The sequence below is a fragment of the Erwinia sp. B116 genome (assembly GCF_002865965.1).
In the GTDB taxonomy this organism is placed as follows: Bacteria; Pseudomonadota; Gammaproteobacteria; order Enterobacterales; family Enterobacteriaceae; genus Erwinia.
Genome location: NZ_JRZZ01000001.1, coordinates 264,353 through 287,314 on the forward strand (window position 1 = coordinate 264,353; position 22,962 = coordinate 287,314).

Sequence of the window (22,962 nt, forward strand, 5' to 3'; positions counted from 1 at the left end):
CCGTTCAAGGCTGGCATGACGGCTGAGCAGCGATGCGCAGAGCCGTGCGCGCGTAACCGCGGCAATCGGTAAGCAGCGCCGCCACAGGGCGGCGATTAATCGGGGATCGGGACATATGAGTCGTTATCAACGGCAGTCGATGCTGCCGGAAGTGGGCGAGGCCGGGCAGCAGAAGCTGGCGCAGGCGCGGGTGCTGGTGGTCGGTGCCGGCGGGCTGGGCAGCACGCTGCTGCCGCTGCTGGCCGGGGCCGGGGTGGGTTATCTTCGGCTCTACGACGGCGACGTGGTGGAAGAGCATAATCTGCACCGGCAGACGCTGTTTACGCTGCAGGATATCGGCCAGCCGAAAGCGCTGCGGACGGGTGATGCGCTGCGGGCGCGTAATCCCGACTGTGAGGTTGATGTCCGACTGCAGGCGCTGAGCGCCAGCGGCGTTGAAGCGGCGCTGCACGGCATCGATCTGGTCGTCGACGCGGCAGATAACTTTGCCATCACCTATCAGCTGTCGGACGCCTGCCAGCCGCGCGGCATTCCGCTGGTCAGCGCGTCGGTTCTCGGCCGCCAGGGATACGTGGGCGGCTTCTGCGGCGGCGCACCCAGCTATCGCGCGCTGTTTCCGCAGCTGCCGAAAGCGGCGGGCAACTGCAACACCGCCGGGGTGATGGGCCCGGCGGTCGCCACCCTCGGCGCGCTGCAGGCGCAGATGGCGCTGAGCGTGTTGCTCGGCCTGCAGCCTTCGCCGCTCGGCTGCCTGCTCAACTGCGATTTTGTGCAGTGGCACTTTCGCCGCTTCCGCTTCGATGGTGCTGAAGAACCGGCTGCGACGGCGGTGCCGTTTATCGACCGCCAGCTGCTGGAGGCAACGGATTGCATCGTTGAGCTGCGCGGTCATGAAGAGGCGCCTCAGAGCATTGCGGCAGAGGAGGAAGTGGTGCGGCTGTTGCCGCCGCAGCTGGCCGCCTGGCAGCCGCCCGGCGATCGACGTATCGTGCTGGTGTGCGCCAGCGGCATCCGCGCCGCGCAGGCCGCGATGCAGCTGGAGCAGCGCGGGTTTACCCGGCTGGCGATTATCGCCGCGAACCGCTGAGCAGAGCGGATCCCGTCACAGACACCGCATAGTAAGTACTGAGAGGTGAGCGTGGGTCTTTATAACAGATGGAGAGAGAAAGACGGCCTGCGCTGCCTTTAAGGTTATCGGGTGATCTGGCGTTTTTTCAGGAGAATGAACAGATCAGGGGGGATGCGCAAAGTGCGGCATCTGCTTCCGCCGCTCAGTGCGTCTCATCGCGACATGGCAGGTTTCCCCCGGGGAAAACCGGGGGAACAACGTGTCAGAACTTGTAGCTCAGGCTGACCGAGACGTTACGCGGTTCGCCGTACACCGCATAGTCGCTGGTGTAGGCGTAATATTCGCGATCGAACAGGTTGTCGACGTTAGCCTGCACGCCCAGATGCTTCGTCACCTGAAAGCGGGCAAACAGGTTCGCCAGCGGGTAGCTGCCCTGGAACACCCGCTGGGTGTCGCCGGAAGGCCCCGTGGCGTCCTGGTAGGTGCGATCCTGCCAGTAAACCCCGCCGCCGACGGTCAGCTGCGACAGCATCGGCAGGTTGTAGCTGCTGAACAGTTTAAAGGTGGTCTGCGGGGCAAAGGCGTTGGGGCGCGCGCCGCTGGCGTCTTTTGCCACGTAACGCGCCGCGCCAAAGGTCATCTGCAGGTTGTCGGTCAGCGCGCCGTTCAGTTCGAACTCCGCGCCCTTGCTCACCACGCCTTTTGCGGCGTAATACGCCTGCTCGCTGGAATCTCCCACCGTCTTATCGCCATCGGCCTGTGCCAGATTGTCCTGCTCAATGCGGAACACGGAAAGGGTGGCGGTCAGGCGACCGTCCAGCCACGCCGACTTCAGACCAGTTTCATAGTTTTTGCCGGTGGCCGGTGCCAGGTAGTTGCCGCCCGCGGTGCGCGAGGTCTGCGGCTGGAAAATTGAGGTGTAGCTGGCGTAAGCCGACCACGACTCGTTGAGGTCGTAAACCAGCCCGCCGTACGGCGTCAGGTTGTTCTTGCGCATTGCGGCGGTGGTGCCGTTGGCGCTGTACTGCGTGTAGCGCGCGCCGAGGATTAGCGCCAGCGGATCGGCCAGCGAGAAGCGCGCGGCGGTATAAGCTGATTTCTGGCGGATCACATCATCAGAGGTGACCGACCAGTCGCCCCACGCCGGTTCAGCCACGTTGCCATCCCAGCCGTCGCCGAAGGCCGCCACATCCTCTGCATTAGATGCGCTGTAATAGACGTTGCTCTGGCGGCTGTAGCTGACGCCGGTCAGCAGCTGATGCTGGCGGCCCAGCAGCTCAAACGGCCCGCTGGCAAAGCTGTCCACCGAGTCCAGCCTGCGTTTTCCCTTATCCAGGCTGCCGTAGCCGGACATCCCTTCTCCGCTGGTGATATCCGGGAAGCCGGAGCTGTAGAGCAGCCTGCTGTCGAAGGTGGTTTCGCTGTGGGTGCCGTTAACGCGCAGGGCCCAGCCGTTGCTGAAGTCGTGGCTGGCGGAGGCCAGCAGCTTGCGCGACTCAAGGTAGTAGTGGGTCCAGTCGGCGGCGGAGTTAGTGCTGCGATCGTAACGGGTGCGCGAACCGTCGCTGTACCAGGTCGGCAGCCCGCCCCAGGTGGGACTGGCGGTGCTGCTGTCTGAATAGTCATAGCCCAGCGAGAGGGTGGTGCTGTCACCCACGTCGGCGTCGACAACGGCGTAGAGGAACTTTTTGCTCTTGTGGTAGCGATCCAGCCAGCTGTCCTGGTCCTGATAGCCGGTGACCACCCGGCCGCGCACGCTGCCCGCCTCATTCAGCGGGCCGGAGAGATCGGCCACGTAGCGCTGTCTGTTCCAGCTGCCGTAGCTGGCGGATAACGCACCGGTAAAGGTTTTGCTGTCGGCGCGCCTGCGTACCATATTGACCGACGCGCCCGGGTTACCGGCACCGGTCATCAGCCCGGTCGCACCGCGCACCACCTCAATGCGCTCGAAGGTGGCGGTATCGCCGGCGGCATCGCCGAAGTTCCACTCGTCGCTGACCGAGGTGGGAATATCGTCAAAGGTGTAGTTATTGATGTAGAAGCCACGGGAGAAGTAGCTGACGCGCTCGCTGTCGATAATGTACTGCGAAACGCCGGTGGTGTTATTCAGCACGTCGCCGATGGTATCCAGCTGCTGATCCTGCATGCGTTGTTGTGTTGTCACGCTGACCGACTGCGGCACGTCGCGCGGCGTCAGCAGCATTCTGGTGCCGGCGCGGGTGGTTTTTACGCTGTAGTCCTGCTGCTCCTGCCCGACGTCTGCCGCGCCAGCGCTGCTGGCGTTGACCACCATTTCCGCGTCAGCGGAGGGCGCGAGGCTCGTGTCGGCTGCGTAAGCGGGCGTCAGCGACGCCGAAACCGCCAGCGCCAGTAAGGAAACACTAAAGGGGCGGACGATGGCGAGCGAAGGCGCAACAGCGCCGGTTTCCCTGCAATAAGGCATGTTTTTTTCCGTCAGGAAGCGACTTTGGTTAGCCGTGCCGGGTCTTTTTTTATTGTTGCGGTTGCCGTTGTTTCAGCACTGCAAAGCGCCACCAGGGCATAAAGCAAGATAAGCACGCAATGAGAATATAAATGATAATTATTTAGTTTTATCGCGTCATGAAGGAATTTAACAGGAAATGTAAGTAAATGTAAATATGTTGGTTGTCAGAGGGTTAGAGAGGGTTTTAGCCATATTTTTATCTGGGTGTAATCTTAATGATTCAAAAAGGCGTTGATAACGGCGTGGCAGGGGATGTGGCTAACGGGGGAGGTTAACCGGGGCTGGCCGGTTTCAATGCGTGACAGTTACCCGGCCCGCAGATCGGGATGTTACTGTGGCCGAAGCTGACGCCACCTGCCGGGCGGTGTTACCTGCCGCCCGCCAGATCGAGAAAACTCCCGGTGACGTAGGACGCCTTTTCTGACAACAGCCAGGCTATCGCCTGCGCCACCTCTTCCGGCTGGCCGCCGCGCTGCATCGGCAGGCTGGCCTTGACCCGATCAACCCGGCCCGGTTCGCCGCCGTCGGCGTGCATATCGGTATAGATAAAACCGGGCCGTACCGCATTAACGCGGATGCCCTGGGCCGCCACTTCTACCGCCAGGCCGGTGGTCAGCGTATCGATGGCACCTTTTGATGCCGCATAATCAACATATTCATGGGGAGAGCCGAGCCGCGAGGCGGCAGAGGAGACGTTGACGATCGCGCCACCCCGGCCGCCGTGGCGCAGCGCCATTCGTTTAACCGCTTCGCGGGCGCAGAGAAAACTGCCGGTGACGTTGGTGGCGAGCACGGCGTTGATCCGTTGCGCGGTCAGCTGCTCGAGGGTCGCCTGCGGCTTCATCATCGCGGCGTTATTGACCAGCCCGGTCAGTGGCCCCAGCTCGCGATCGATCTGCTGAAACAGCGCTACCACCCGATCCTCCTGCGCGATATCCACCTGCACGGCGATGGCGGTGCCACCGCCGGCACGGATCTGCGCGACGACCTCCTGCGCAGCCTCGTGATTTGACTGATAGCCAATGCAGATATGATGTCCCTCCGCCGCCAGCTGTAGCGCGGTGGCGCGGCCAATACCGCGCGATCCCCCGGTAATTAAGGTGATTTTAGATTGCATCATTCTGGCCCTCAGTCAACCCGGTCTACACGTTCAGTGACAACACATACTCTTTTCTGAACCCGGTTACGCTCATCACTTTTTCTACCGATAAACCGCTGCGAAGTAAAGAAATGGCAACTTCCTTTAACGCTTCGAAATGACCTTCTTCGCGACCTTTTTCACGCCCCTCTTCACGACCTTCTTCACGACCTGCTTTGAAACCCTTTTCATGGCCGATTGCTTCCAGTTGTTCTGCAATAGTCATCAGTTGCTCCTTGTGTCTGGGTAAGTGTTCTGCCAGTCGGCGTACAAAGGCTGCCGCATCATCGGCGCTTCCCGCCTGCAGAATGTAGTGGGTTAGCGATAAGAACAGCGCTTCGTCAGTACTTTCATCACGTAGCGCGTCAATCAGAGTATCCAGTTTTTCTGACAAGTTTTGTTTCCGAATATGCTTTTGGATCAACATCAGTGCAGAAAGTGGGCCATGTTGTAGCATTTCTTCATCCGGAATCACGGTGACGTCAACCAGTGGAAAAATGCCGTTGTAAAGCTCTGACGCCAGCGCGGGGTCATCAAACTCCTCAGCCCATTCGAGCGGGCCGGGGTAGGGCGACTCGCGACCGTTGTAATAGAGCACCGGCACCACCAGAGGCAGCGTTCGGTGACCAGTATCCAGATGTTTCTTCATTGCGGCGATGGCATAACGCATCATTCTGAACGCCATCAGGCGGTCGGGTGAGCTCTGATGCTCGATCAGCACATAAATGTAGCCTTCGCCGTTGCTGGTGCGCAGGCTATAGAGAATGTCGCAAAAGTACAGGCTGAGTTCGTCCGCAATAAACGAGTCTGGCTCCCGACGGAGCGTGCTGAGATCGCAGTTTTCCAGCAACGCCGGCGGTAAATAGTGTTGAATAAAATCCCGGGCGATTTCAGGCCGTGAAAGGAACTGCCGAAAGATGGCGTCATGGGGTGAAGTGGTCCGTTTATGTCTCATCAAAGGCTCCTTTTTTTTAGTGTCTATGTGGAGTCTATTGGAGTTATATGGAAATAAATATCCGTAAAACGTCCATTATGGCTTGATACCTTCGTTATTGAGCACGTCATGACAGATACCGGTATAAGTCAACCCTGCCGACTATCCTCGGTCTCCCGGCAGTTTTCGTATGATCCCTACAGAATGAGATGTTGTTAGAATTCTCACATTTCACTTTCTCTGCACTCAGACTATTTCTCTAATTCACTGGTTTATCAGTGGCGATCTCTGTCACAAATCTCACATCTCATCGTTGTCGTTGTGATTTTAATAACATTTAATGGGAAAAATTTCGCACGGAGAGAAATGATGTCTGTCGCTGTTATCGGTTCCAATATGGTCGATCTGATCACCTACACTAATACCCTGCCAAAAGCCGGGGAAACGCTGGAAGCGCCCGATTTTGCGCTGGGCTGCGGCGGCAAGGGCGCTAACCAGGCGGTGGCCGCCGCGAAGCTGGGCGCGGAGGTGATGATGGTCAGTAAGGTGGGGGAGGATCTGTTTGCCGCCAACACGGTTGCCAACCTGCAGCGCTACGGCATCAACACGGCGCACGTGACCGTTGCCGCCGGCACCTCCAGCGGCGTGGCGCCGATATTCGTCGACGATCGCTCACAGAACCGCATTCTGATTATCAAAGGTGCTAACGCCCGGCTGGCCCCGGCGGATATTGACGCGGCGGCTGAGCAACTCAAACGTTGCCGGTTAATCGTCCTGCAGCTGGAGATCCCGCTGGCCACCGTCTATTACGCCATCGATTTCGCCCGCCGGCACGGCATTCAAATTATCCTCAACCCGGCACCGGCCGTCGCCGGGCTGGATATCGATTACGCCTGCCAGTGCGACTTCTTTATGCCGAATGAGACCGAGCTGGAGATCCTCACCGGCCTGCCGGTTGAAACGGAAGAACAGGTGCTGCACGCCGGACAGACGCTGCTGGCGCGCGGGCTGAAAAACCTGATTATCACCCTCGGCGGCCGCGGTTCGGTGTGGATGCACGGCGACAGGGTGCACCGCGAAGCGCCGGTGCCGGTGCAGGCCGTCGACACCAGCGGCGCGGGCGATGCCTTTATCGGCTGCTTTGCTCACGGGCTGATGCAGCACGGCGACGTGGCGCAGGCGATGCGGTCAGCCTCCGCTTACGCCGCCCTCAGCGTCACCGGTCGCGGAACCCAGTCTTCGTATCCTGATGCCACGACCTTTCATCGCTTCCTTAACGCCTGAGGTTTACCATGCACACGAACATTGTCCAGCAGCCCGACGGTTATCTGAATAAGACGCCGCTGTTGCAGTTTATCCTGCTGTCGTGCCTGTTTCCGCTGTGGGGCTGCGCGGCAAGCCTGAATGATATTCTTATTACCCAGTTTAAAAGCGTGTTCGAACTCAGCGACTTTGCCAGCGCGCTGGTGCAGAGCGCCTTCTACGGCGGCTACTTCCTGATCGCCATCCCGGCCTCGCTGGTGATCCGCAGCAGCAGCTATAAAATCGCCATCCTGATCGGGCTGGCGCTGTATATCGCTGGCTGCGTGATGTTCTACCCGGCCTCGCATATGGCGACCTACACCATGTTCCTGGCGGCGATTTTTGCTATCGCCATCGGCCTGAGTTTTCTGGAAACGGCGGCCAATACCTACAGCTCGATGATTGGTCACCGCGATCACGCCACGCTGCGCCTTAACATCAGCCAGACCTTCTACCCGGTCGGCGCGCTGATGGGCATCGTGCTGGGCAAGTATCTGGTGTTTCAGGAGGGCGACAGCCTGGAGAGCCAGATGGCCGGCATGAACCCGGAACAGCTGCACCAGTTCCGCCTGAGCATGCTGGAGCACACGCTGGAGCCGTATAAGTACCTGGTGATGGTACTGGTGGTGGTGATGGTGCTGTTCCTGCTGACCCGCTACCCGCACTGCAAACCGCAGAGCGTTAACAACAAACGCCCGGGGCTGGGTGAAACCTTCCGCTACCTGGCGAAAAACCGCCACTTTAAACGCGGCATCGTGGCCCAGTTCCTCTACGTGGGGATGCAGGTGGCGGTCTGGTCGTTCACCATTCGCCTGGCGCTGACGCTGGGGGCAGAGAACGAACGTCACGCCTCGAACTACATGATCTACAGCTTTATCGGCTTCTTTATCGGTAAGTTCGTCGCGAACTTCCTGATGACCCGCTTCCGGGCGGAGAAGGTGCTGATCGCCTATTCGATAGCGGGCGTGGCCACGCTGCTCTACGTGATGCTGGTGCCCAACTTTACCGCGGTCTATGCGGCGGTGCTGGTCAGCGTGCTGTTCGGACCCTGCTGGGCGACCATTTACGCCGGTACGCTGGCAACGGTGGACAATAAGTATACCGAAGTGGCCGGGGCCTTTATCGTGATGGCGATCGTCGGCGCCGCCGTGATCCCTGCGGTACAGGGGCTGGTGTCGGATTCTCTCGGCTCGATGCAGCTGGCGTTTGGCGTGTCGCTGCTGTGCTTCGCCTGGGTCGGGGCCTTCTTCTACGGCGAGCTGCGTCATAAAAAGCCGGGTGCTGCCGCCGTTAACGCCGTGGAGGCCACACGATGAAAACGATTCTGCCTTTACACGCTGCCCTGTTCGCTGAAACACCGCGGGTGCTGCTGAGTAACGACGCGTTCAGCGTTGAGCTGTTCCGTTATCCGTCCGGTATTGAAGCGGTGAAGCTTATTAACTGCCGCGGTACGGTAACCGTGCTGCCGTTTTACGGTCAGATGGTCTGGGACGCCAGCTTCGACGGGCACACCCTGACCATGGGCAGCGGCTTTAAGCAGCCGCTGCCGGGTAAAGATATCGTCGACACCTACGGCTGTTTCGCCTTCCACTCCGGGCTGCTGGCCAACGGCTGCCCGTCTCCGCAGGACAGCCACCCGCTGCATGGAGAGATGGCCTGCGCGCGGATGGACAGCGCCTGGATTGAGCTGGAAGAGGGGGCGCTGACGCTGCGCGGTGAAGTCGAGTATATCAAGGGCTTCGGGCACCGCTACCGTGCGGAGCCGGCGGTGACGCTGCTGGCCGGGCGGCCACGGTTGCGCATGACCATGGCGGTGACCAACCTCTCCGGCAACCCGATGCCGCTGCAGTACATGTGCCACATGAACTACGCCTGGGTGGCCGGGGGCCACTTCAGCCAGAGCATCCCGGAGGGCGCATTCCGGCTCCGAACCTCGGTGCCTGCGCACGTGCGCCCGACGCCGCAGTGGCAGGCGTATACCCGCCAGCTGGCTGAGAAGCCCGAGGGGTTCGACGGGCTGCACCGGCCGGAGATGTGTGACCCGGAGATCGTCTTTTTCGCCGACGACCTGCCGCAGTACGGTGAACAGGTGACTTTCAGCCTGATCTCGCCGCAGGGCTACGGGTTCTCTACCACCTTCGACACCGCGCAGTTCAGCCACGCCACCCGCTGGCTGCTGCACAATGCCGATCAGCAGGTGGCGGCATTCGTGTTGCCCGCCACCTGCCGGCCGGAAGGCTACCTGGCGGCAGAACGCGCCGGAACGCTGCTGACGCTGGCGCCCGGAGAATCCCGGCAGTTTGAGGTGGAGACCGGGTTAACCGAGGCGTAAATCCGCTACCGCCGGCGGGCTGACAGCTGCGTCAGCCGCCGGCATTTTCTGACGCTAACCGGCAGTGCAGTGGGACAGGGCACACCTTCACACCGCAAGGCATGAACGGATAACCTCAGAGGAAGTTACAATCCTGCCTGCATCCGCCGACGGCAGGTTTCCGCATCCAGATTCGCCGCCCGCTGCTCGTCGGGCGTCAGGGTCTGCCAGACGCCAGCGACTTTTTTACCGAGGTCGGGAATATATTCGGTTCTGTGCAGCGCGTAATCGGCATTACCGTCTTCTATCACCCGCTGCATATCCTGAACAAACTGACGACTGTCATCGTGAGAAATCGTGCAAAAAACGGCGGCGTACCAGGCTTTATCTTCAGCAGAGTGGTGCGGAATTAACCACCAGCCCAGCAGGGCGCAACATAGCAGAGCCGGTATAACAATACGAAAATTAAACAATGACATAATTAAACCTGAATTAAAAAAAGAGTCGCCGGCCTGAATAAATAAGGTTCATCAGCGGGCTGATGATGTTTAATTCTACAACAGCAGCGATGCGGCAGCACTATATCATAGTGAGAATAGCGGGAAAAAATAATGATAGCCGGCACCGTCCCGTAATTAGGTGACGGTCGCCCACGCCGCACCGCCGGTAAAATCTGGCTGAATCTCCAGCACAAGTACGTTATCATCGCCACATTAAACGACATAAAAGAGCCGCGATGATGAATACACCGCAGAAACTGCCAGCCAGCAGAGATCGGGGGCGCCCGCGGGAGTTTGACACCGATCTTGCGCTGGACAGCGCGATGCTGGTTTTTCGTCAGAAGGGCTATCACGCCGCATCCATTGCCGATCTCAGCGAGGCAATGGGGTTAACGGCAGGCAGCATTTATAAGGCGTTTAAAGACAAGCGCACGCTGTTTCAGACCGTATTCGAACGCTATATTTATCATCGCGGTAAAGATCTGCGTGGTCGGCTGGACCGCTATACCAGTGGCCGGGAAAAACTGGCCGAACTGCTGCAGTTCTATCTGGACTCGGCGCGGGAAGTTGAAGGGCGTCGCGGCTGCCTGGTGGTGGGCAGCGCGGTCGGGCTGCAGGTGTTTGACGATGAGCTGGCCGGGCAGATTCGCCAGGCCGTATTACGCAACAAAAGCTTCCTCACTTCGCTGATCCGTCTTGGACAGGAGGATGGCTCGATCGCCGCGGAAATCGCCGCCGGGACGGCCGCCGGGCTGATTCTGTGCATGATTTTTGGTATGCGGGTGGTGGGAAAAATTGAAGACAACCCGGACGAGTCAGACACCATCCAGATGGCATTAAAAATACTGAACTGAGAAACAAACCACGCGCTGCGTCAGGCTGAAAAGCGGGGGCTGAATTAGATTTTTCGCTGTATAATGTGTTGTGCATCGGGCGTCCGTTGCGTCACGTACAATGGAAAGTAACTATGCTAACGACCCTTATCTACCGAAGCGATCTGCATCATGACTTGTCCGCCGATTCATTAAAAAAATTGATTGAACGTGCGCGCAGTAATAATGAAAGTGTGTCGGTTACCGGGATATTGTTATTCGACGGGCGGACGTTTTTCCAGATTCTGGAAGGCCCGCGCGAGTCGGTCAACGCCACTTATCATCGGATCTGCCGCGACGACCGTCATAATAATTTCACCCTGCTGCTGCGTGATTACGCGCCTCAGCGCCGCTTCGGTCTGACCGGGATGGAGATCTACGATCTGAGAAACGCCGACCGGGCTGACGTTTTTAGCGCCATTCTGCCGCAGCGCAGTTTTACTTCGTCGCAGACCTATGAAGACCGGCCGATACGTTTTCTGCGCTCTTTTCTGGAAGATAAAAACAGAAGCAGCTACGTCAGAGTGGCACCGGTCAGCAAGGATGATTTTTATCAGCAGGCCATTCCGCTGCATGATGAGCGGAATATCTGCCCCGCCAGCCGGCGCTGGACGTTTGCTTTCCAGCCGATCGTCGACACCGTCGAAAAAAAGGTCATCGCGTTTGAAGCGCTAATCAGAAGCCCGTCGGGCGGCTCGCCGCAGGATCTGTTCAGCAGCATGGCCAAAGATGAATTATACGAAGTAGATTTACTCTCCAAAGAATCGGCGTTTATTCGCGCAAAACAGATCGGTCTGGTAAACCGCAAGGTCTCGGTGAATCTGTTGCCTGGTTCGCTGGTCAGCCTGCCCGATGGTGTCGATCGCCTGCTGGCGCTGGTCGCCGCCGCGGGACTGGTGCCGGAACAGGTGGTGGTTGAAGTGACGGAGGATGAGATCATCTCCAACTTCACCGAGTTTCAGGTGGCGATTGATAAGCTGAAAGCGGCGGGGATCAGCCTGGCGATCGATGACTTTGGTGCCGGCTTTGCCGGCCTGTCGCTGCTGTCGCAGTTCCAGCCGGACAAGCTGAAAATCGATAGAAAAATTATCACCGGCATCCACCGTAGCGGCGCGAGGCAGGCGATCGTGCAGGCGATCCTTAACTGCTGTGCGTCGCTGGAGATCACCGTAATTGTGGAAGGTGTGGAACAGGTGGAAGAGTGGGCCTGGCTGCAGGCGGCAGGCGCGCGTTACTTCCAGGGGTTCCTGTTTGCCCGGCCGGCACTGAGCGGTGAAATGATTGTTCACTGGCCCGGCTAAGCCATACTCCTGTCACCTGAGCGAGGCGTCATCCACGACGCCCCGTCGCAGCGTTGTTTCTCAAAGCACCCGCAACTCAACGCCTTTTTCCTCGCACTGTGAATACCGTTTTCCCGCATCATTCGCACTCTATCCAGATGCGCAAATATGCTGTTTTCCAGCAGAATGAAAAAATTAGTCTATGCTTTACAGGTCAGTTAAGATTTATTCCACTACAGGGAGTCATTATGAAGTCCAGAATAGCTACTGCGGTATTCCTTACGTCACTATCGCTGATAGCGTTGACGGGATGTTCATCTAATCAGTCGATCAGGACCACCGACGGCCGCACCATCGTCACCGACGGAAAGCCACAGATTGATAATGAAACCGGGCTGGTTTCCTATAAAGATGCCCAGAGCGGAAAAACCGAGCAAATTAACCGCGATCGGATTTCAAATATGAGTGAACTTGATAACTGAGTGAAGGAGAGGGGCAATGAATAAAACTGTGATGACTATTGCTGCGGCCATCGTGGCCTGCACGGCGTTAAGCGGCTGTACCCGTACCAGTTATGCTATCCATACCAACGACGGGCGCACCATCGTCAGCGACGGCAAACCGACCAAATCGGAAACCGGGCTGTTAGGTTACAAAGACGCCAACGGCGTCAAGCAGCAGATTAACCAGTCTGATGTGAAAGAAGTGTCGGAAATTCCACACTGAGAAGAATAAGCCGCCGGAAGGCGGCTTTATTAACTGGCCGTCTGGCTGACGATTTTATCCATGCTGCGCTGCCCTCAGGTTTCGCTTACACCCCGCTGGTACTGGCTTAAGCTGACCGGCTGCAGTTAAGTTAAAGTACGGGCTATCCTCCTCTCAACGAGATCTGAGACGACAGGCAGACCGTCTTCATGACGGATAAGCGTTAATTGTTTTGTTTTCAGATAATATTGTTGCTCGCGTTTAAAATTGCTTATCCACTGACAGCGTAATGCTGTGCTGGCGATAGCTGTAAAAATCGATATTGCTGTTAACCCGCTTCTCACTGAAGTTCAGCTTTGGCATCAGCCCGAGGAAATGCAGGTCGCGATGCCAGACGGCAAGGTGGTAAAACTGTTCGTTATCGCGGCGGCGCACGGTGAAGATATCGCTGTCCGCCTCATAGTTGCGTTGTGAAAATGCGCCCAGTGCAGAAAACGAGATCTTCCACGGCAAATCAACCTGTACCGCCGCCCGCACGCCGGCGCGGTGATTGCTTTCACTCGCTGTGCTGGTTTGCTGCTCGAGGAGATCCACGCCGCCGGACAGCGCAACGCGCGGGTTCAGCGCGTGCGAGAGCGTGGTTGAAGCATAGCGCGTGTAGCCGCGCAGAAACTCATAGTCCTGATTGTCGTAGCCCATCTTCTGATATTCCAGTGCCTGGCTGACCTGCCATTTGGGCGATATCAGATAGCTGTATTCCAGCCGGACACCCGGGCCGGAAGAGTAGGCGTCCGTTCCGTACCAGCGTTTCTCATAAAACGGCAGCGCGGCGAACTGCTGGCGGAAGTTGCGCCACAGATATCCCGCATAAATCCGGCTGGTAATGTCGTCGTAGTCATGGTTATTCCAGTAGTCTTTACCGTAGACGGTACCCAGAAAGCGCAGGCTGTGCTGATCGTAGAGAGGTAAATCTTTTTGCAGCGCCGCGCTGAACGACACGCCTTCTCCACGCTGGGGGAAACTGTCTTTGTTACGGATAAACTCCCGGTTACCAATGCGAATAGTGTCGCCAGACGAAGCGTTATTCACGTTGCTGTCGTTAAGATAGCTCAGGTTAATACTGCCGCTCAGCGTACCCTTTCTCTGAATTCGCTCCAGATACTGAGCGATGATGTGCTGAACGATATCCGGTGGACTGGTCTGCAGCACCCGGCGGAAGTGATACTGCGCAATATCCACCTGATTATTTTCATACAGGGTGCGCGCCAGTTCCAGACGCACGGCGGCCAGCTCGGGATGTTCACTCAGGATGGCCCGGTAGCGCGCTACAGCCAGCGCGTGGTGGCCTTCGCTGCGCGCCAGACCGGCACCGGCGAACAGCACGAGGGTCCCATCGGGATGCGGGGTGGCGGCATACACCGGCAATATTTCACGCACGACATCCCATCTGCCCTGGGTGACGGCGCCGTCGAGCAGGGCTTTCGCCAGTTCAGGACGGGCAACAAGATCCCGGTTGGTGATGTGCTGCGTATCAGCGCGATGGCTTTCTGCGGGTTGCTTAGAGAGGCGATCTAAATGGCTGGCAGCAGGGAGGTAGCGGGTTTCCGGCGGGGCGGCGAAAACGCAGCTGCACGGCCACAGCAGCAGAGATGCCACTAAAACGGGAACTTTCATCACGGGGATCACCATCACTGGAAAACCGGCCAGACGGGCTGGCCGGAAAGCGCGTTACTGTTTTGTGGCACCGAAGGCGGTGTTTTTGCTGGTGTCAGTAAACTGTGCCACGCCGGCCAGTTCTTCTGCTGCGGGGCCCATAAAGTGGCCGATAAAGGTGCCTTTTTCTCCCCCGGACTGTGCATCACCGCTGAAACCGCCGTTGGAAATTTTGCCCTGCATCGCCACCTCACTGCCGAAGTTACCCGCTTCCACTGGGGTAAGCGTACCGCTGATGGTTTTGCTGGCGAAAACGACGTTGAAGCTGGCATCACCGCGTTCGGTTCCGCGCAGCGCGGTACCGGTATAGCTCGCTGAACCCTGCGTCGGCACGCTGGCGGTCGCGGTGGCTTCACCGGTGTAGAAGACCTCATGCTTATCAGTATCGTAGTTCGTCCATGTACCAAAGGTGGTGTAGCTCATACTGCCGCAACACCAGGAGGTAGAGGTGACTCGCGTATTGTCGGCACGGACTAAAATTTCATTACGAACGCCGCTAACGAACACGCCGCCGCCGCGCATCACATATTCACGACCATCCGGCGTCGTGTAGGTGTAACCGTCCAGTTTGCCGCCGCTGGCATAACTCGTCGCCGGGGTCGTTGGCAGAGCGGGTGTGGTACTGGTGTTATCATCGGTCTGAACCGGTGAGGTTGTTACCGGCGGTTCGCTGTCGCCGCCACCGCCGCCGCCGCCACCACCGCATGCGGTTAGCGCAATCACTGACAGTAACAGGGTCGATTTAATGTTAAGCATGAAAAAATCCCTCTTAATGAAAAACGTATCTTTTCCTAATAATTTGACGCTATAAGTTACACAAAATTTCGGTTTTTTTACTCAACTTATGCCTGAATTGAGGGTTTATAGGAATTTTCTTATCACTACCGGTAAGCAATCAGCGTTATTACCTTTGCGCTCTCAGGCGGGTTTATCTTATCGTTGACGTCTGTTCGTCCGCCCGGTAGCCCTGTGAATACAGGCTTAACCGCTGACGTTGATGGTATTCCATACGCATGGAATGACGTGGTGTAATTTCGCAATAAGCCAAATCAGAAGGGGAGAGGGAATGACGGTGAAAACCCTGGAGCGGCGCTCCGGTGGCAGGGGGATGGATACGCCCGCACGCTACGGTCTGGTCAGCCGCGTGCTGCACTGGGGGATGGCTTATCTGCTGCTCTGGCAGTTTGTGATGGTGTTCAGCTGGCGGGCCTTTGGCGACTCCGCTGTCGTTGACTGGCTGGTGCGGATGGGGCCCAGTCACGGCACGGTCGGTCTGCTGACGCTTGCCTTCGTTGTCGTGCGGGCCGCCTGGGTTCTCGTCAACCGCCGCCGCCGCCCGCCCCGCGTATCCGGATGGCCGGGTGCCGTCGGCCAGGCCGTTCACGTGGCGTTCTACCTCCTGATGCTGGCGATCCCCGCGATTGCCCTGCTGCGCGCCTACGGGAACGGAGAGGGCTGGAGCCCCTGGGGCATTGCGCTGATCCCGAAAACCGGCGTCGAAGTCAGCTGGATGGTGGCGCCGGCCAACGCGCTGCACAGCCCGCTGTCATGGCTGCTCTGCGGCCTGATCGCCGTACATATCCTTGCCGCGTTGTACCATCGCCTGATCCTGCGCGATGGTGTTCTGGGGAGAATGGCGGGGTTACGTAAGGCGCAGAAGTAACCGAGGGCAAGGGGCTAACCATTGCCGCGAAACTCCGGATAGAGCGTCATGCCGCCATCGACAAACAGCGTGGTGCCGTGCACGTAGTCGGAGAGGTCGCTGGCCAGCCACAGCACCGCGTTAGCGATATCCTGCGGTTCACCGATGCGGCCGTAGGGGATCAGCTTTAACAACGCCTTCGCCGCGTCGCCCTGGGTGGCATCGACGTTGATCGCGGTGGCGATCGCGCCGGGGGCGACGGCGTTGACCCGGATACGCTCTTCACCGATCTCCTGCGCCAGGCTGCGCATCAGCAGGTCGATGCCGCCTTTGGAGGCCGCGTAGTTCACGTGGCCCGCCCACGGGATCAGCTGGTGCACCGAACTCATATGAATGATTTTTCCGCGAGCCCGCCCGGCGGACGGGCGTTCGCCCTGCTGACGGAACTGGCGCACCGCCGCCCGCGCGCAGAGAAACTGCCCGGTCAGGTTGACGTCAATCACCGTATTCCACTGCTCCAGCGTCATCTCAGCGATGGCGGCGTCGCGCTGCAGGCCAGAGTTGGCTACCAGGATATCCAGCCCGCCAAACCGATCCACGGTCTGCTGAAACAGGCGCTCCACGTCGGATTCCTTCGCCACGTCGCCGGCAAGGGCAATTGCCTGGCCGCCGTTAGCCGTAATCTGCTGCGCCAGCTGCACGGCCGGCTCCGCGTTTCGGTTATAGTTGATCGCCACCGCGGCCCCGGCGGCGGCCAGCGTCCCGGCGCAGCCGTAGCCGATGCCGGAGCTGGCACCGGTGATTAATGCCACCTGGCCGTTAAGTGAAAGTTGCATAAGCGTGCCTCCTGACAATGGGTGTCCACCAGTAAATTAATGTAGAACACCCGGTGAGGGTTGCCAGCATCATCGGGCTCCTGGCGCGCTAACGTATTGAATGTCCGCTATGCGGTTATGCTTTTTTACAGTTTTGGATACACTGCGATGGAGTAAACGCAATCAGGTATATTTTCATTTAGGGAATTTCATATCTGAAATATCCCTTTATTGCGGATATCTGGCATTGTCATGGTTATTTCACCGCTGTACTGATACATCAGGAGCGCAGTTTCCGGTTATCTGTACGCACCTGAAACATCCCACTGCGTTTTTAACACGCCCTTGACATATAATGGTCTGCTGAATATAAATATGAGCCCGACGACGACACATGAACATGCACTGAAAGGGATGATAGTGTTAGCATAATAACTCTGAGATCGCCTCTGTGCAGCAATAATTCAGTTAACTAACTATAACGGTACGTAAATGAAAAGAAATCTGTTTGTCCTGCTGCCTGCAACATTTATAGCCCTGCCTTTTTTGCTTAATCCGGCCAGTGCTGCCCAGCCTGTTCACCCGGTAGACGTAAGATCTTTCGACGTGGCAGGCGTGAAGAGTGGTATGAGCGTTGAAGAAGCGCGAAGCGCAATGCAGAAGAACTTCGGGGTCTCAGCCGATAAAATTGTCGCTTCTGACTCAATGGATTACCAGACACCGACGGTGATCACGGGCAGCAAGCAAGTGATGTATCTTGTCTACGAAAACGACGGCACCAGAATGCAGGTAAGTTTTCAGCCACGCGTTCCTTATAATAAGATAAATCCTATGGCAGCGGATTTAATTAGCTATGAAATACCCTGGACAAATGAAAATCAGGAAGCAATGAAAAAAGCTGCTCTCGCAAAATATGGTCCGGTCTCAATAAGCAGCATGTATCCATTATGGTGTGAAAAACCGATCCCCGGGACGGGTATGGGGTGCGAATCAGGTTCTGCCCAGCTGGAGCAAAGCAGCACAAAAATCACCCTGACCGATCCGGCCTGGCAAAATGCCGTTATCAAATACATGGATGAGAAAAAAACCACAAAGCCACAGTTTTGATTTTCCTCCTCGCTCAGCATGGGCTTTCCCTGCAGCAGGGGGAGTCCACGTGCTGGACAGATCCTGACGGGAGTTATATTAGGAAATGTCTTAAAAACTAAGTTAATCAATTCAGACTGAATGCAATGTCAGGCGTTAACACAGTATTCTTCACTCTGTTGAACAGGTTTTTCACTGTATTACGACAGGGGCGTCATTTTATTATCGCATCCACTGAAAATTAACTATAAATATGAGAGTTACTGAATGGGCTTAAATAATATCTCAAAAATAGCAACCGCACTCAGTTTTGCAGTGGCGATTGGCTGCACTATAAACGTAGCTTCAGCTGCCAACGTTGACGCAACTGAAAAATCAGCCGCCAGTAGTGAAACTGTCTCCTTGCTTGACGGAAAGCAGCTGTTCAGCCTGCAAGGCTATGTGGTTCAGCCTGTTCCCGGCGGCGCGCCTGGCAACATGTATGTCAACAAACAGGCTAAGCGCGTGCTGATCGTCAATGAAGATGAAAAACCGTTGATTGCCCGTGGTGGCAGTGACAAAGATTTTCTGGATGGCATGAAGTCCATCAAAGATAAGCAGAAGGAATCTTCTCCCTCTTACACCGTGCTGAGTGAAAAAACGGAGAACGTCAAGGGGCTTGAGGTTTACCACGTTGAAGCGACCAGCAATATGGGGGGTAACGAAGTGCAGCAGGCCACCCTGATTGCCGTTGCCGGGAAAAAATTCTCTGTTATCCAGATCATTTCAAATTACCGGGATAAGGCCGGGCATGTTGCTGCGGTGAATAATATTCTGGGAAAATAAGCTGAAAGCCCTGGCTGGTGAGTGACGTTCATCAGTCAGGGTGAATTCTCTACTCTCTTCTTTAACCCTGTAACCGCATCCTCAGCGTTGACCTGCGCACCGCTGCCGGGGCGTCTGATGCTGTTTCCACTATGGAGTTGTGTTACAGCCTGCCGCACGCGGTAAATCTTTCTGCACGCCGGGTCCCTGATTTCACACTCTTCCGTAAAATGTCATACGCGCTGTCTCTGATAATGCAATGCCGGGCTGAGTATTGTAGGCCAGAACTGCCAGCATCCGCGTGATCTCCCCTTCAGTCGGGGTCACGCGGTGCAGGGAATTACGACCACGAAATAGCACCAGGTCGCCTGCATCAATCGCCAGTGCTTCAACAGGCCTACGTTCATCCAGAACAGCCTCGACACCCGCGAAGTTCATCTCTCCGCTGTCGGCATCACGCAGGTCTTTCACGTACTGAAACACCCCGCCCGCCAGCGGTTTCTGTATCAGCAAGGTGATGGCAAAAGAGGAATTGTCGAAGTGCCAGCCCAGTTCCTGGCCGTGAGGCGCGTAGTGCAGATTAACGGAGGAAAGGGGGTCAGCGTAGGGGTAAAGCGCCTCTTCGCCCAGTACATAGCACAGGAAACTTTTGAACAGCTCATCATTATAAAGTTGGCGCAACGGCGACTCAGCAGGGATTATATCATCGGTGATACATCCTTTGGTGCTGAACACATCACGGTTGCGTGGGTGTTCAGGGCTGAACGCCTCATCAGGTTTCATCAGATAAACGTTATGTTTGCTGAGGGTGTGATAAGCCAGATGGCGTTGCGCATTGCCTTCTTCGATGATTGCCTGTAAGGCCGTGGGGTGCAAAAACTGACGCAGCACCAGCGCGCCAGAATGGTTCAATTGTTCACGACAGCTTTGACGCCAGTCGTGATCGACCAGCGGATGCAGATCCAGACGAATAAGAGAGCCAGACATAGCAACAATTCTCATGGTTAACAGGTGTGATGTTACTTTAACCGTCACCTGTTAAGCAGCGTAACGATAAATACTTAATACCCTGTTAAGGAAGAATTAATGCCTGCTCAATCGTCAAGATTACCAAAAATCAGCGTCATCCAGTCATTTAAAGTGGCCTCCGAACTGGGCAGCCTGGCGAAAGCGGCCGCACAGCTGGCGTTAACCCCGGCAGCGGTCAGTCAGCAGATTCGCCAGCTGGAGGAGCAACTGGGGAGTACCCTGTTTTTACGCACACAAAATGGCGTAATGCTGACTGAAACCGGTAAGGAATATCTGCGTTATGTCACTGAAGCCTTTGATATTTTGCATCTCGGTCAGCAAAACATCCACAAGGCGGCCAGTGTACCCAGATTGACGGTGTATGCCTTACCGGCGCTGGCGTCGAAATGGTTGTTACCTCAGCTGGCTGGCTGGCGCGCCCGTTGCCCGAATATCGATCTGTCGTTACACGGTACCCACGCTCAGGTCGATTTCGCCGCAATGCCAGCGGATTTTGTTATCTGTTTTGGTGAAGATCGTTATCCGCAACTGGATAAGCAGTGGCTGTTCCATGATGAGGTGCTGCCGGTCGCCAGCCCGGCCTTATTACAGCGTTTTTCATATGAAGACATCCTCAGTCATGCACCTTTGATCCACCTCGACTGGGGTAACGAAGGACGTTTCCTGCCTGACTGGCGTAGCTGGTTTCAGGCCAGAGGCATGGATGAGCCGCCGTCACAACCCGCATTCAGCTTCAATCTCACCTCGCTGGCGATTGATGCCGCAGTGCTCGGTTCCGGGCTGCTTCTGGGGCAGCGACGCCTGATTGCAGGGGAACTGGCGCGTGGCGAGCTGGTGGTGATTGATAATCTTTCCCTGCCGCTCAGCAAACCGTATTTTCTTGCCTGGCCGCAACGTACTTTGAGCCAGCCAGGCGGTGAAGCCATGATTCACTGGCTACGTGAGTCAGGTGCGGATTGCCGGTAGCGGGTCAGTCAGAAGAGGGCGGCCTGGCAGAATTTTCAGTGAATGTCTTCGGCAGCGTGCGCTGGTCTGCCACCGGCGCGCTGCGGCCGGCACTACTCAGCCCGCCGTAGTGAATACAGAACGCGCCAGCCAGTATCAGGGCGACGCCGGCCACGCGGACCAGGTTGATCGGCCGCTGCGTCAGGTTCATCAGGCCAAAATGGTCCACCAGTACCGCGGCGATCATCTGACCGGCCACCACCAGCACGAGGAAGCTGCCCGCACCGAGCTTTGGCGCAAACGCGGTGGCGCTGACCACGTAGAGCGCGCCGAACAGGCCGCCGATCCAGATCCACCAGGGGGCCTGCAGCGCGGTGGCGACGCGCGGGGCGGGCACTTTAAACAGCCAGAGCAGCGGCAGCAGCACCAGTGCGCTGACGGCCAGCGAGACCAGCGCCCCCCACAAAGGATGCCCCAGCGCTTTACCGACGGCGGCGTTGCTGCTGGCCTGAAAAGGCAGCAGCGCACCGGCCAGCAGGGCGATGGTGACGGGCAGGAAGGTGAGAAACAGGGTTTTACTGAGCATGGCAACCTCATCAGGAAAGGACGTGATGGGGCGATTGTGGATTATCAGTTATAGTTATAGAAATCGTTTATCTGCATCATGGGTATGCATCATATGGATGAACTGCGCAGAATAGATCTGAACCTGCTGCTGACGCTGCACGCGCTGCTGACGGAAAAACACGTCACCCGCGCCGCCGTCAGGCTGCACAGAAGCCAGCCGGCGGTCAGCCACGCGCTGGCGCAGCTGCGGACGCATTTTAACGACCCGCTGCTGGTTCGTCAGGCGGGGCGGATGGCGCTGACCGCGCGGGCACAGAGCCTGTTACCGACGCTGAACAGTGCGCTGGCGGAGCTGAACGACCTGCTGGGCGCGGCGGAGTTTGATCCGGCTACGCTGCGGCGCACCTTCCGGGTGGCGATGTCGGACTATGCGGCACGCATCGTGCTGCCTGAGCTGGTACGTCACCTGAGAAAAACGGCACCGGGCGTTAATCTTGCCATCAGCCAGGCGAGCCGGGAACTGATGCTGGCGCAGCTGGCGGAGGGCGAGCTGGATCTGGCGCTGGGAGTGTTCCCGGATGCGGAGGACGCTATTCAGCAGCAGGCGCTGTTTGGCGAGCACTTTATCTGCATGGCGGACCGCGACACGCTGCCCGCAGGCAGGGCGCTCACGCTGGATGAGTGGCTCGGCAGACCGCACGTGATGCTGGCGATGAAGCCGGACGCGCGGGATGAGATCGAACGGGTGCTGGCAGCGAAAGGGCTGCAGCGGCGTATCTGCATGGCGCTGCCGCACTGGAGCGCTGCCGTCAATCTGCTCCCCGGCACCGACCTGGTGCTGACCGTGGCCAGCCGTTCGGTCAGCGCGCAACGCTATCCGTCGTCGCTGTGTCACTTTACGCCGCCGCTGGCGCTGCCGGAATTCACCTACCACCAGGCCTGGCACGGCAGAAAGGAGCGAGACCCGGCGCATCGGTGGCTGCGCAACGCGTTGCGCGCGTGCTGTTCCGCGATGAACTGACCGGTGAGCCTCTTCCGGCATTAAGCTGAAAGAGGCTGCCATGCAACGGTCTGGCCGTTGGCATCTGATGGCGGCATCAACCGATGCGTGAATACAGCGGCCCGATGTTCTGCCCGGACTGTTTCTGATGGCTGCGCAGAGGCCTGAAGCGTCCTCAGCGGGTGATCCGCTTTGCCAGGATAACGCGGTAACCGCTAACGGCAGTTTTTTCTGTGAAAAGTTACACGGTCACCAGTTTCTGCTGGTACGGCGTGGCGTGGAACTGGCGTTTAAAGTAGATCAGCCCGCAGCCCTGCGTCGCCAGCGCGATATGTCTGACCTCCAGCAGATAGACCCGATGGGTGCCGATGGTATTAATTTGCTGAATCTCACCCTCCAGGCTGGCCAGCGCCCGTTGCAGCACCGGCTGCTGCAGTTCACCCTCGCGCCAGCCCTCCAGCCCGAAGCGCTGCTCCATACTCAGTTCGGTCATGCCGGCAAAGTGGCGCGCCATCTCCTCCTGCTGGTGGTTCAGCACGTTGACGCACATCCGCCCATTGCCGGTAAAGACCGGGTTCATCGCGCTGCGGCTGTTGATGCACACCAGCAGCGTTGGCGGCGTGTCGGTCACCGAACAGACGGCGGTGGCGGTAATGCCACAGCGCCCGGCGCTGCCCTGGGTCGTCACAATATTGACCGCCGCCGGTAAGCTGGCCATCGCCTCACGAAAATTCAGGCGGTGCTGTTCTTCACTGGACATAAAAA

The 22,962-nt window shown here is 57.6% G+C and carries 23 protein-coding genes; 13 read left to right on the forward strand and 10 right to left on the reverse strand.

The window, feature by feature from the left end; translation table 11 throughout:
• The first annotated feature begins 115 nt into the window (after positions 1 to 115).
• Positions 116 to 1,087, forward strand: coding sequence for a HesA/MoeB/ThiF family protein (locus NV64_RS01060; RefSeq protein ID WP_056237687.1), 972 nt, complete (start codon positions 116 to 118; stop codon positions 1,085 to 1,087).
• A 244-nt stretch (positions 1,088 to 1,331) separates the two neighbouring features.
• On the opposite strand, the gene fhuE is transcribed toward NV64_RS01060, so the two are convergent.
• The 3 genes from fhuE to NV64_RS01075 form a co-directional block, all read right to left on the reverse strand.
• Positions 1,332 to 3,512: a ferric-rhodotorulic acid/ferric-coprogen receptor FhuE gene (fhuE, locus tag NV64_RS01065; RefSeq protein WP_101505120.1), complete on the reverse strand. Its 2,181-nt coding sequence runs from the start codon at positions 3,510 to 3,512 to the stop codon at positions 1,332 to 1,334.
• Between the two features lie 409 nt (positions 3,513 to 3,921).
• Complete coding sequence (locus NV64_RS01070; RefSeq protein WP_056238417.1) at positions 3,922 to 4,671, reverse strand: SDR family oxidoreductase; 750 nt, start codon at positions 4,669 to 4,671, stop codon at positions 3,922 to 3,924.
• Between the two features lie 25 nt (positions 4,672 to 4,696).
• Entirely contained in the window at positions 4,697 to 5,647 is a 951-nt protein-coding gene (locus NV64_RS01075; protein ID WP_101505121.1) for an Rpn family recombination-promoting nuclease/putative transposase, read from the reverse strand.
• A gap of 348 nt (positions 5,648 to 5,995) precedes the next feature.
• Between NV64_RS01075 and rbsK the strand changes: the two genes are divergently transcribed.
• From rbsK to NV64_RS01090, 3 genes are read left to right on the forward strand one after another with little or no spacing between them, the layout of a single operon-like run.
• Positions 5,996 to 6,910 (forward strand): ribokinase, encoded by a 915-nt coding sequence (rbsK, locus tag NV64_RS01080; protein ID WP_056237694.1) that lies wholly within the window; start codon positions 5,996 to 5,998, stop codon positions 6,908 to 6,910.
• A gap of 8 nt (positions 6,911 to 6,918) precedes the next feature.
• Positions 6,919 to 8,244: an L-fucose:H+ symporter permease gene (gene fucP / locus NV64_RS01085; RefSeq protein ID WP_056237695.1), complete on the forward strand. Its 1,326-nt coding sequence runs from the start codon at positions 6,919 to 6,921 to the stop codon at positions 8,242 to 8,244.
• A complete protein-coding gene (locus tag NV64_RS01090) occupies positions 8,241 to 9,260 on the forward strand; it encodes an aldose 1-epimerase family protein (RefSeq protein WP_056237697.1) in 1,020 nt (339 codons plus the stop codon). Before fucP ends, NV64_RS01090 begins: the two co-directional genes overlap by 4 nt.
• 125 nt (positions 9,261 to 9,385) lie before the next feature.
• Here the strand turns inward: NV64_RS01090 and NV64_RS01095 are convergent, their stop codons facing one another.
• Positions 9,386 to 9,718: a hypothetical protein gene (locus NV64_RS01095; protein WP_056237699.1), complete on the reverse strand. Its 333-nt coding sequence runs from the start codon at positions 9,716 to 9,718 to the stop codon at positions 9,386 to 9,388.
• Positions 9,719 to 9,978: 260 nt separating this feature from the next.
• Between NV64_RS01095 and NV64_RS01100 the strand changes: the two genes are divergently transcribed.
• From NV64_RS01100 to NV64_RS01115, 4 genes are all read left to right on the forward strand, one after another.
• Complete coding sequence (locus NV64_RS01100) at positions 9,979 to 10,593, forward strand: TetR/AcrR family transcriptional regulator (protein WP_101505162.1); 615 nt, start codon at positions 9,979 to 9,981, stop codon at positions 10,591 to 10,593.
• 113 nt (positions 10,594 to 10,706) lie between these two features.
• Positions 10,707 to 11,912 (forward strand): diguanylate phosphodiesterase, encoded by a 1,206-nt coding sequence (locus NV64_RS01105; protein ID WP_056237701.1) that lies wholly within the window; start codon positions 10,707 to 10,709, stop codon positions 11,910 to 11,912.
• Between the two features lie 227 nt (positions 11,913 to 12,139).
• Positions 12,140 to 12,373 (forward strand): YgdI/YgdR family lipoprotein, encoded by a 234-nt coding sequence (locus NV64_RS01110; protein ID WP_056237702.1) that lies wholly within the window; start codon positions 12,140 to 12,142, stop codon positions 12,371 to 12,373.
• A 16-nt stretch (positions 12,374 to 12,389) separates the two neighbouring features.
• A complete protein-coding gene (locus NV64_RS01115; protein ID WP_056237705.1) occupies positions 12,390 to 12,617 on the forward strand; it encodes a YgdI/YgdR family lipoprotein in 228 nt (75 codons plus the stop codon).
• Between the two features lie 240 nt (positions 12,618 to 12,857).
• On the opposite strand, the gene NV64_RS01120 is transcribed toward NV64_RS01115, so the two are convergent.
• Positions 12,858 to 14,270, reverse strand: coding sequence for a porin family protein (locus NV64_RS01120; protein ID WP_158239869.1), 1,413 nt, complete (start codon positions 14,268 to 14,270; stop codon positions 12,858 to 12,860).
• A gap of 54 nt (positions 14,271 to 14,324) precedes the next feature.
• Positions 14,325 to 15,065 carry a Slam-dependent surface lipoprotein gene (locus tag NV64_RS01125; protein ID WP_101505123.1) on the reverse strand — a complete coding sequence of 247 codons (741 nt, stop codon included), beginning with the start codon at positions 15,063 to 15,065 and terminating at the stop codon, positions 14,325 to 14,327.
• A gap of 310 nt (positions 15,066 to 15,375) precedes the next feature.
• On the opposite strand from NV64_RS01125, the gene NV64_RS01130 reads away from it, so the two are divergent.
• Complete coding sequence (locus NV64_RS01130) at positions 15,376 to 15,972, forward strand: cytochrome b (RefSeq protein ID WP_072166388.1); 597 nt, start codon at positions 15,376 to 15,378, stop codon at positions 15,970 to 15,972.
• A gap of 14 nt (positions 15,973 to 15,986) precedes the next feature.
• On the opposite strand, the gene NV64_RS01135 is transcribed toward NV64_RS01130, so the two are convergent.
• Positions 15,987 to 16,787: a glucose 1-dehydrogenase gene (locus NV64_RS01135; protein WP_056237712.1), complete on the reverse strand. Its 801-nt coding sequence runs from the start codon at positions 16,785 to 16,787 to the stop codon at positions 15,987 to 15,989.
• A 471-nt stretch (positions 16,788 to 17,258) separates the two neighbouring features.
• On the opposite strand from NV64_RS01135, the gene NV64_RS01140 reads away from it, so the two are divergent.
• Together NV64_RS01140 and NV64_RS01145 are read left to right on the forward strand one after the other, a co-directional pair.
• On the forward strand, positions 17,259 to 17,873 hold the full coding sequence (locus NV64_RS01140) for a hypothetical protein (protein ID WP_101505124.1): 615 nt from the start codon (positions 17,259 to 17,261) through the stop codon (positions 17,871 to 17,873).
• A gap of 246 nt (positions 17,874 to 18,119) precedes the next feature.
• On the forward strand, positions 18,120 to 18,677 hold the full coding sequence (locus tag NV64_RS01145) for a hypothetical protein (protein ID WP_233208890.1): 558 nt from the start codon (positions 18,120 to 18,122) through the stop codon (positions 18,675 to 18,677).
• Positions 18,678 to 18,869: 192 nt separating this feature from the next.
• Here NV64_RS01145 and NV64_RS01150 read toward each other — a convergent pair whose 3' ends face one another.
• Entirely contained in the window at positions 18,870 to 19,643 is a 774-nt protein-coding gene (locus NV64_RS01150; RefSeq protein ID WP_101505125.1) for a 2OG-Fe(II) oxygenase family protein, read from the reverse strand.
• Between the two features lie 99 nt (positions 19,644 to 19,742).
• Between NV64_RS01150 and NV64_RS01155 the strand changes: the two genes are divergently transcribed.
• Entirely contained in the window at positions 19,743 to 20,651 is a 909-nt protein-coding gene (locus tag NV64_RS01155) for a LysR substrate-binding domain-containing protein (protein ID WP_101505126.1), read from the forward strand.
• Between the two features lie 4 nt (positions 20,652 to 20,655).
• Here NV64_RS01155 and NV64_RS01160 read toward each other — a convergent pair whose 3' ends face one another.
• Entirely contained in the window at positions 20,656 to 21,216 is a 561-nt protein-coding gene (locus NV64_RS01160; protein ID WP_056237722.1) for a DMT family transporter, read from the reverse strand.
• A 93-nt stretch (positions 21,217 to 21,309) separates the two neighbouring features.
• Between NV64_RS01160 and NV64_RS01165 the strand changes: the two genes are divergently transcribed.
• On the forward strand, positions 21,310 to 22,218 hold the full coding sequence (locus tag NV64_RS01165) for a LysR family transcriptional regulator (protein ID WP_056238426.1): 909 nt from the start codon (positions 21,310 to 21,312) through the stop codon (positions 22,216 to 22,218).
• Positions 22,219 to 22,438: 220 nt separating this feature from the next.
• Here the strand turns inward: NV64_RS01165 and hpaC are convergent, their stop codons facing one another.
• Positions 22,439 to 22,957: a 4-hydroxyphenylacetate 3-monooxygenase, reductase component gene (gene hpaC / locus NV64_RS01170; protein WP_101505127.1), complete on the reverse strand. Its 519-nt coding sequence runs from the start codon at positions 22,955 to 22,957 to the stop codon at positions 22,439 to 22,441.
• Positions 22,958 to 22,962: the final 5 nt, after the last annotated feature.

Coding starts and splice junctions, on each gene's coding strand:
- NV64_RS01100 (WP_101505162.1), top strand. CDS start 9,979: ATGAATACACCGCAGAAACTGCCAGCCAGCAGAGATCGGGGGCGCCCG.
- NV64_RS01105 (WP_056237701.1), top strand. CDS start 10,707: ATGCTAACGACCCTTATCTACCGAAGCGATCTGCATCATGACTTGTCC.
- fhuE (WP_101505120.1), bottom strand. CDS start 3,512: ATGCCTTATTGCAGGGAAACCGGCGCTGTTGCGCCTTCGCTCGCCATC.
- fucP (WP_056237695.1), top strand. CDS start 6,919: ATGCACACGAACATTGTCCAGCAGCCCGACGGTTATCTGAATAAGACG.
- rbsK (WP_056237694.1), top strand. CDS start 5,996: ATGTCTGTCGCTGTTATCGGTTCCAATATGGTCGATCTGATCACCTAC.
- NV64_RS01070 (WP_056238417.1), bottom strand. CDS start 4,671: ATGCAATCTAAAATCACCTTAATTACCGGGGGATCGCGCGGTATTGGC.
- NV64_RS01090 (WP_056237697.1), top strand. CDS start 8,241: ATGAAAACGATTCTGCCTTTACACGCTGCCCTGTTCGCTGAAACACCG.
- NV64_RS01120 (WP_158239869.1), bottom strand. CDS start 14,270: ATGAAAGTTCCCGTTTTAGTGGCATCTCTGCTGCTGTGGCCGTGCAGC.
- NV64_RS01060 (WP_056237687.1), top strand. CDS start 116: ATGAGTCGTTATCAACGGCAGTCGATGCTGCCGGAAGTGGGCGAGGCC.
- NV64_RS01165 (WP_056238426.1), top strand. CDS start 21,310: ATGGATGAACTGCGCAGAATAGATCTGAACCTGCTGCTGACGCTGCAC.
- NV64_RS01110 (WP_056237702.1), top strand. CDS start 12,140: ATGAAGTCCAGAATAGCTACTGCGGTATTCCTTACGTCACTATCGCTG.
- NV64_RS01145 (WP_233208890.1), top strand. CDS start 18,120: ATGGGCTTAAATAATATCTCAAAAATAGCAACCGCACTCAGTTTTGCA.
- NV64_RS01140 (WP_101505124.1), top strand. CDS start 17,259: ATGAAAAGAAATCTGTTTGTCCTGCTGCCTGCAACATTTATAGCCCTG.
- NV64_RS01115 (WP_056237705.1), top strand. CDS start 12,390: ATGAATAAAACTGTGATGACTATTGCTGCGGCCATCGTGGCCTGCACG.
- hpaC (WP_101505127.1), bottom strand. CDS start 22,957: ATGTCCAGTGAAGAACAGCACCGCCTGAATTTTCGTGAGGCGATGGCC.
- NV64_RS01095 (WP_056237699.1), bottom strand. CDS start 9,718: ATGTCATTGTTTAATTTTCGTATTGTTATACCGGCTCTGCTATGTTGC.
- NV64_RS01150 (WP_101505125.1), bottom strand. CDS start 19,643: ATGTCTGGCTCTCTTATTCGTCTGGATCTGCATCCGCTGGTCGATCAC.
- NV64_RS01135 (WP_056237712.1), bottom strand. CDS start 16,787: ATGCAACTTTCACTTAACGGCCAGGTGGCATTAATCACCGGTGCCAGC.
- NV64_RS01075 (WP_101505121.1), bottom strand. CDS start 5,647: ATGAGACATAAACGGACCACTTCACCCCATGACGCCATCTTTCGGCAG.
- NV64_RS01130 (WP_072166388.1), top strand. CDS start 15,376: ATGACGGTGAAAACCCTGGAGCGGCGCTCCGGTGGCAGGGGGATGGAT.
- NV64_RS01160 (WP_056237722.1), bottom strand. CDS start 21,216: ATGCTCAGTAAAACCCTGTTTCTCACCTTCCTGCCCGTCACCATCGCC.
- NV64_RS01155 (WP_101505126.1), top strand. CDS start 19,743: ATGCCTGCTCAATCGTCAAGATTACCAAAAATCAGCGTCATCCAGTCA.
- NV64_RS01125 (WP_101505123.1), bottom strand. CDS start 15,065: ATGCTTAACATTAAATCGACCCTGTTACTGTCAGTGATTGCGCTAACC.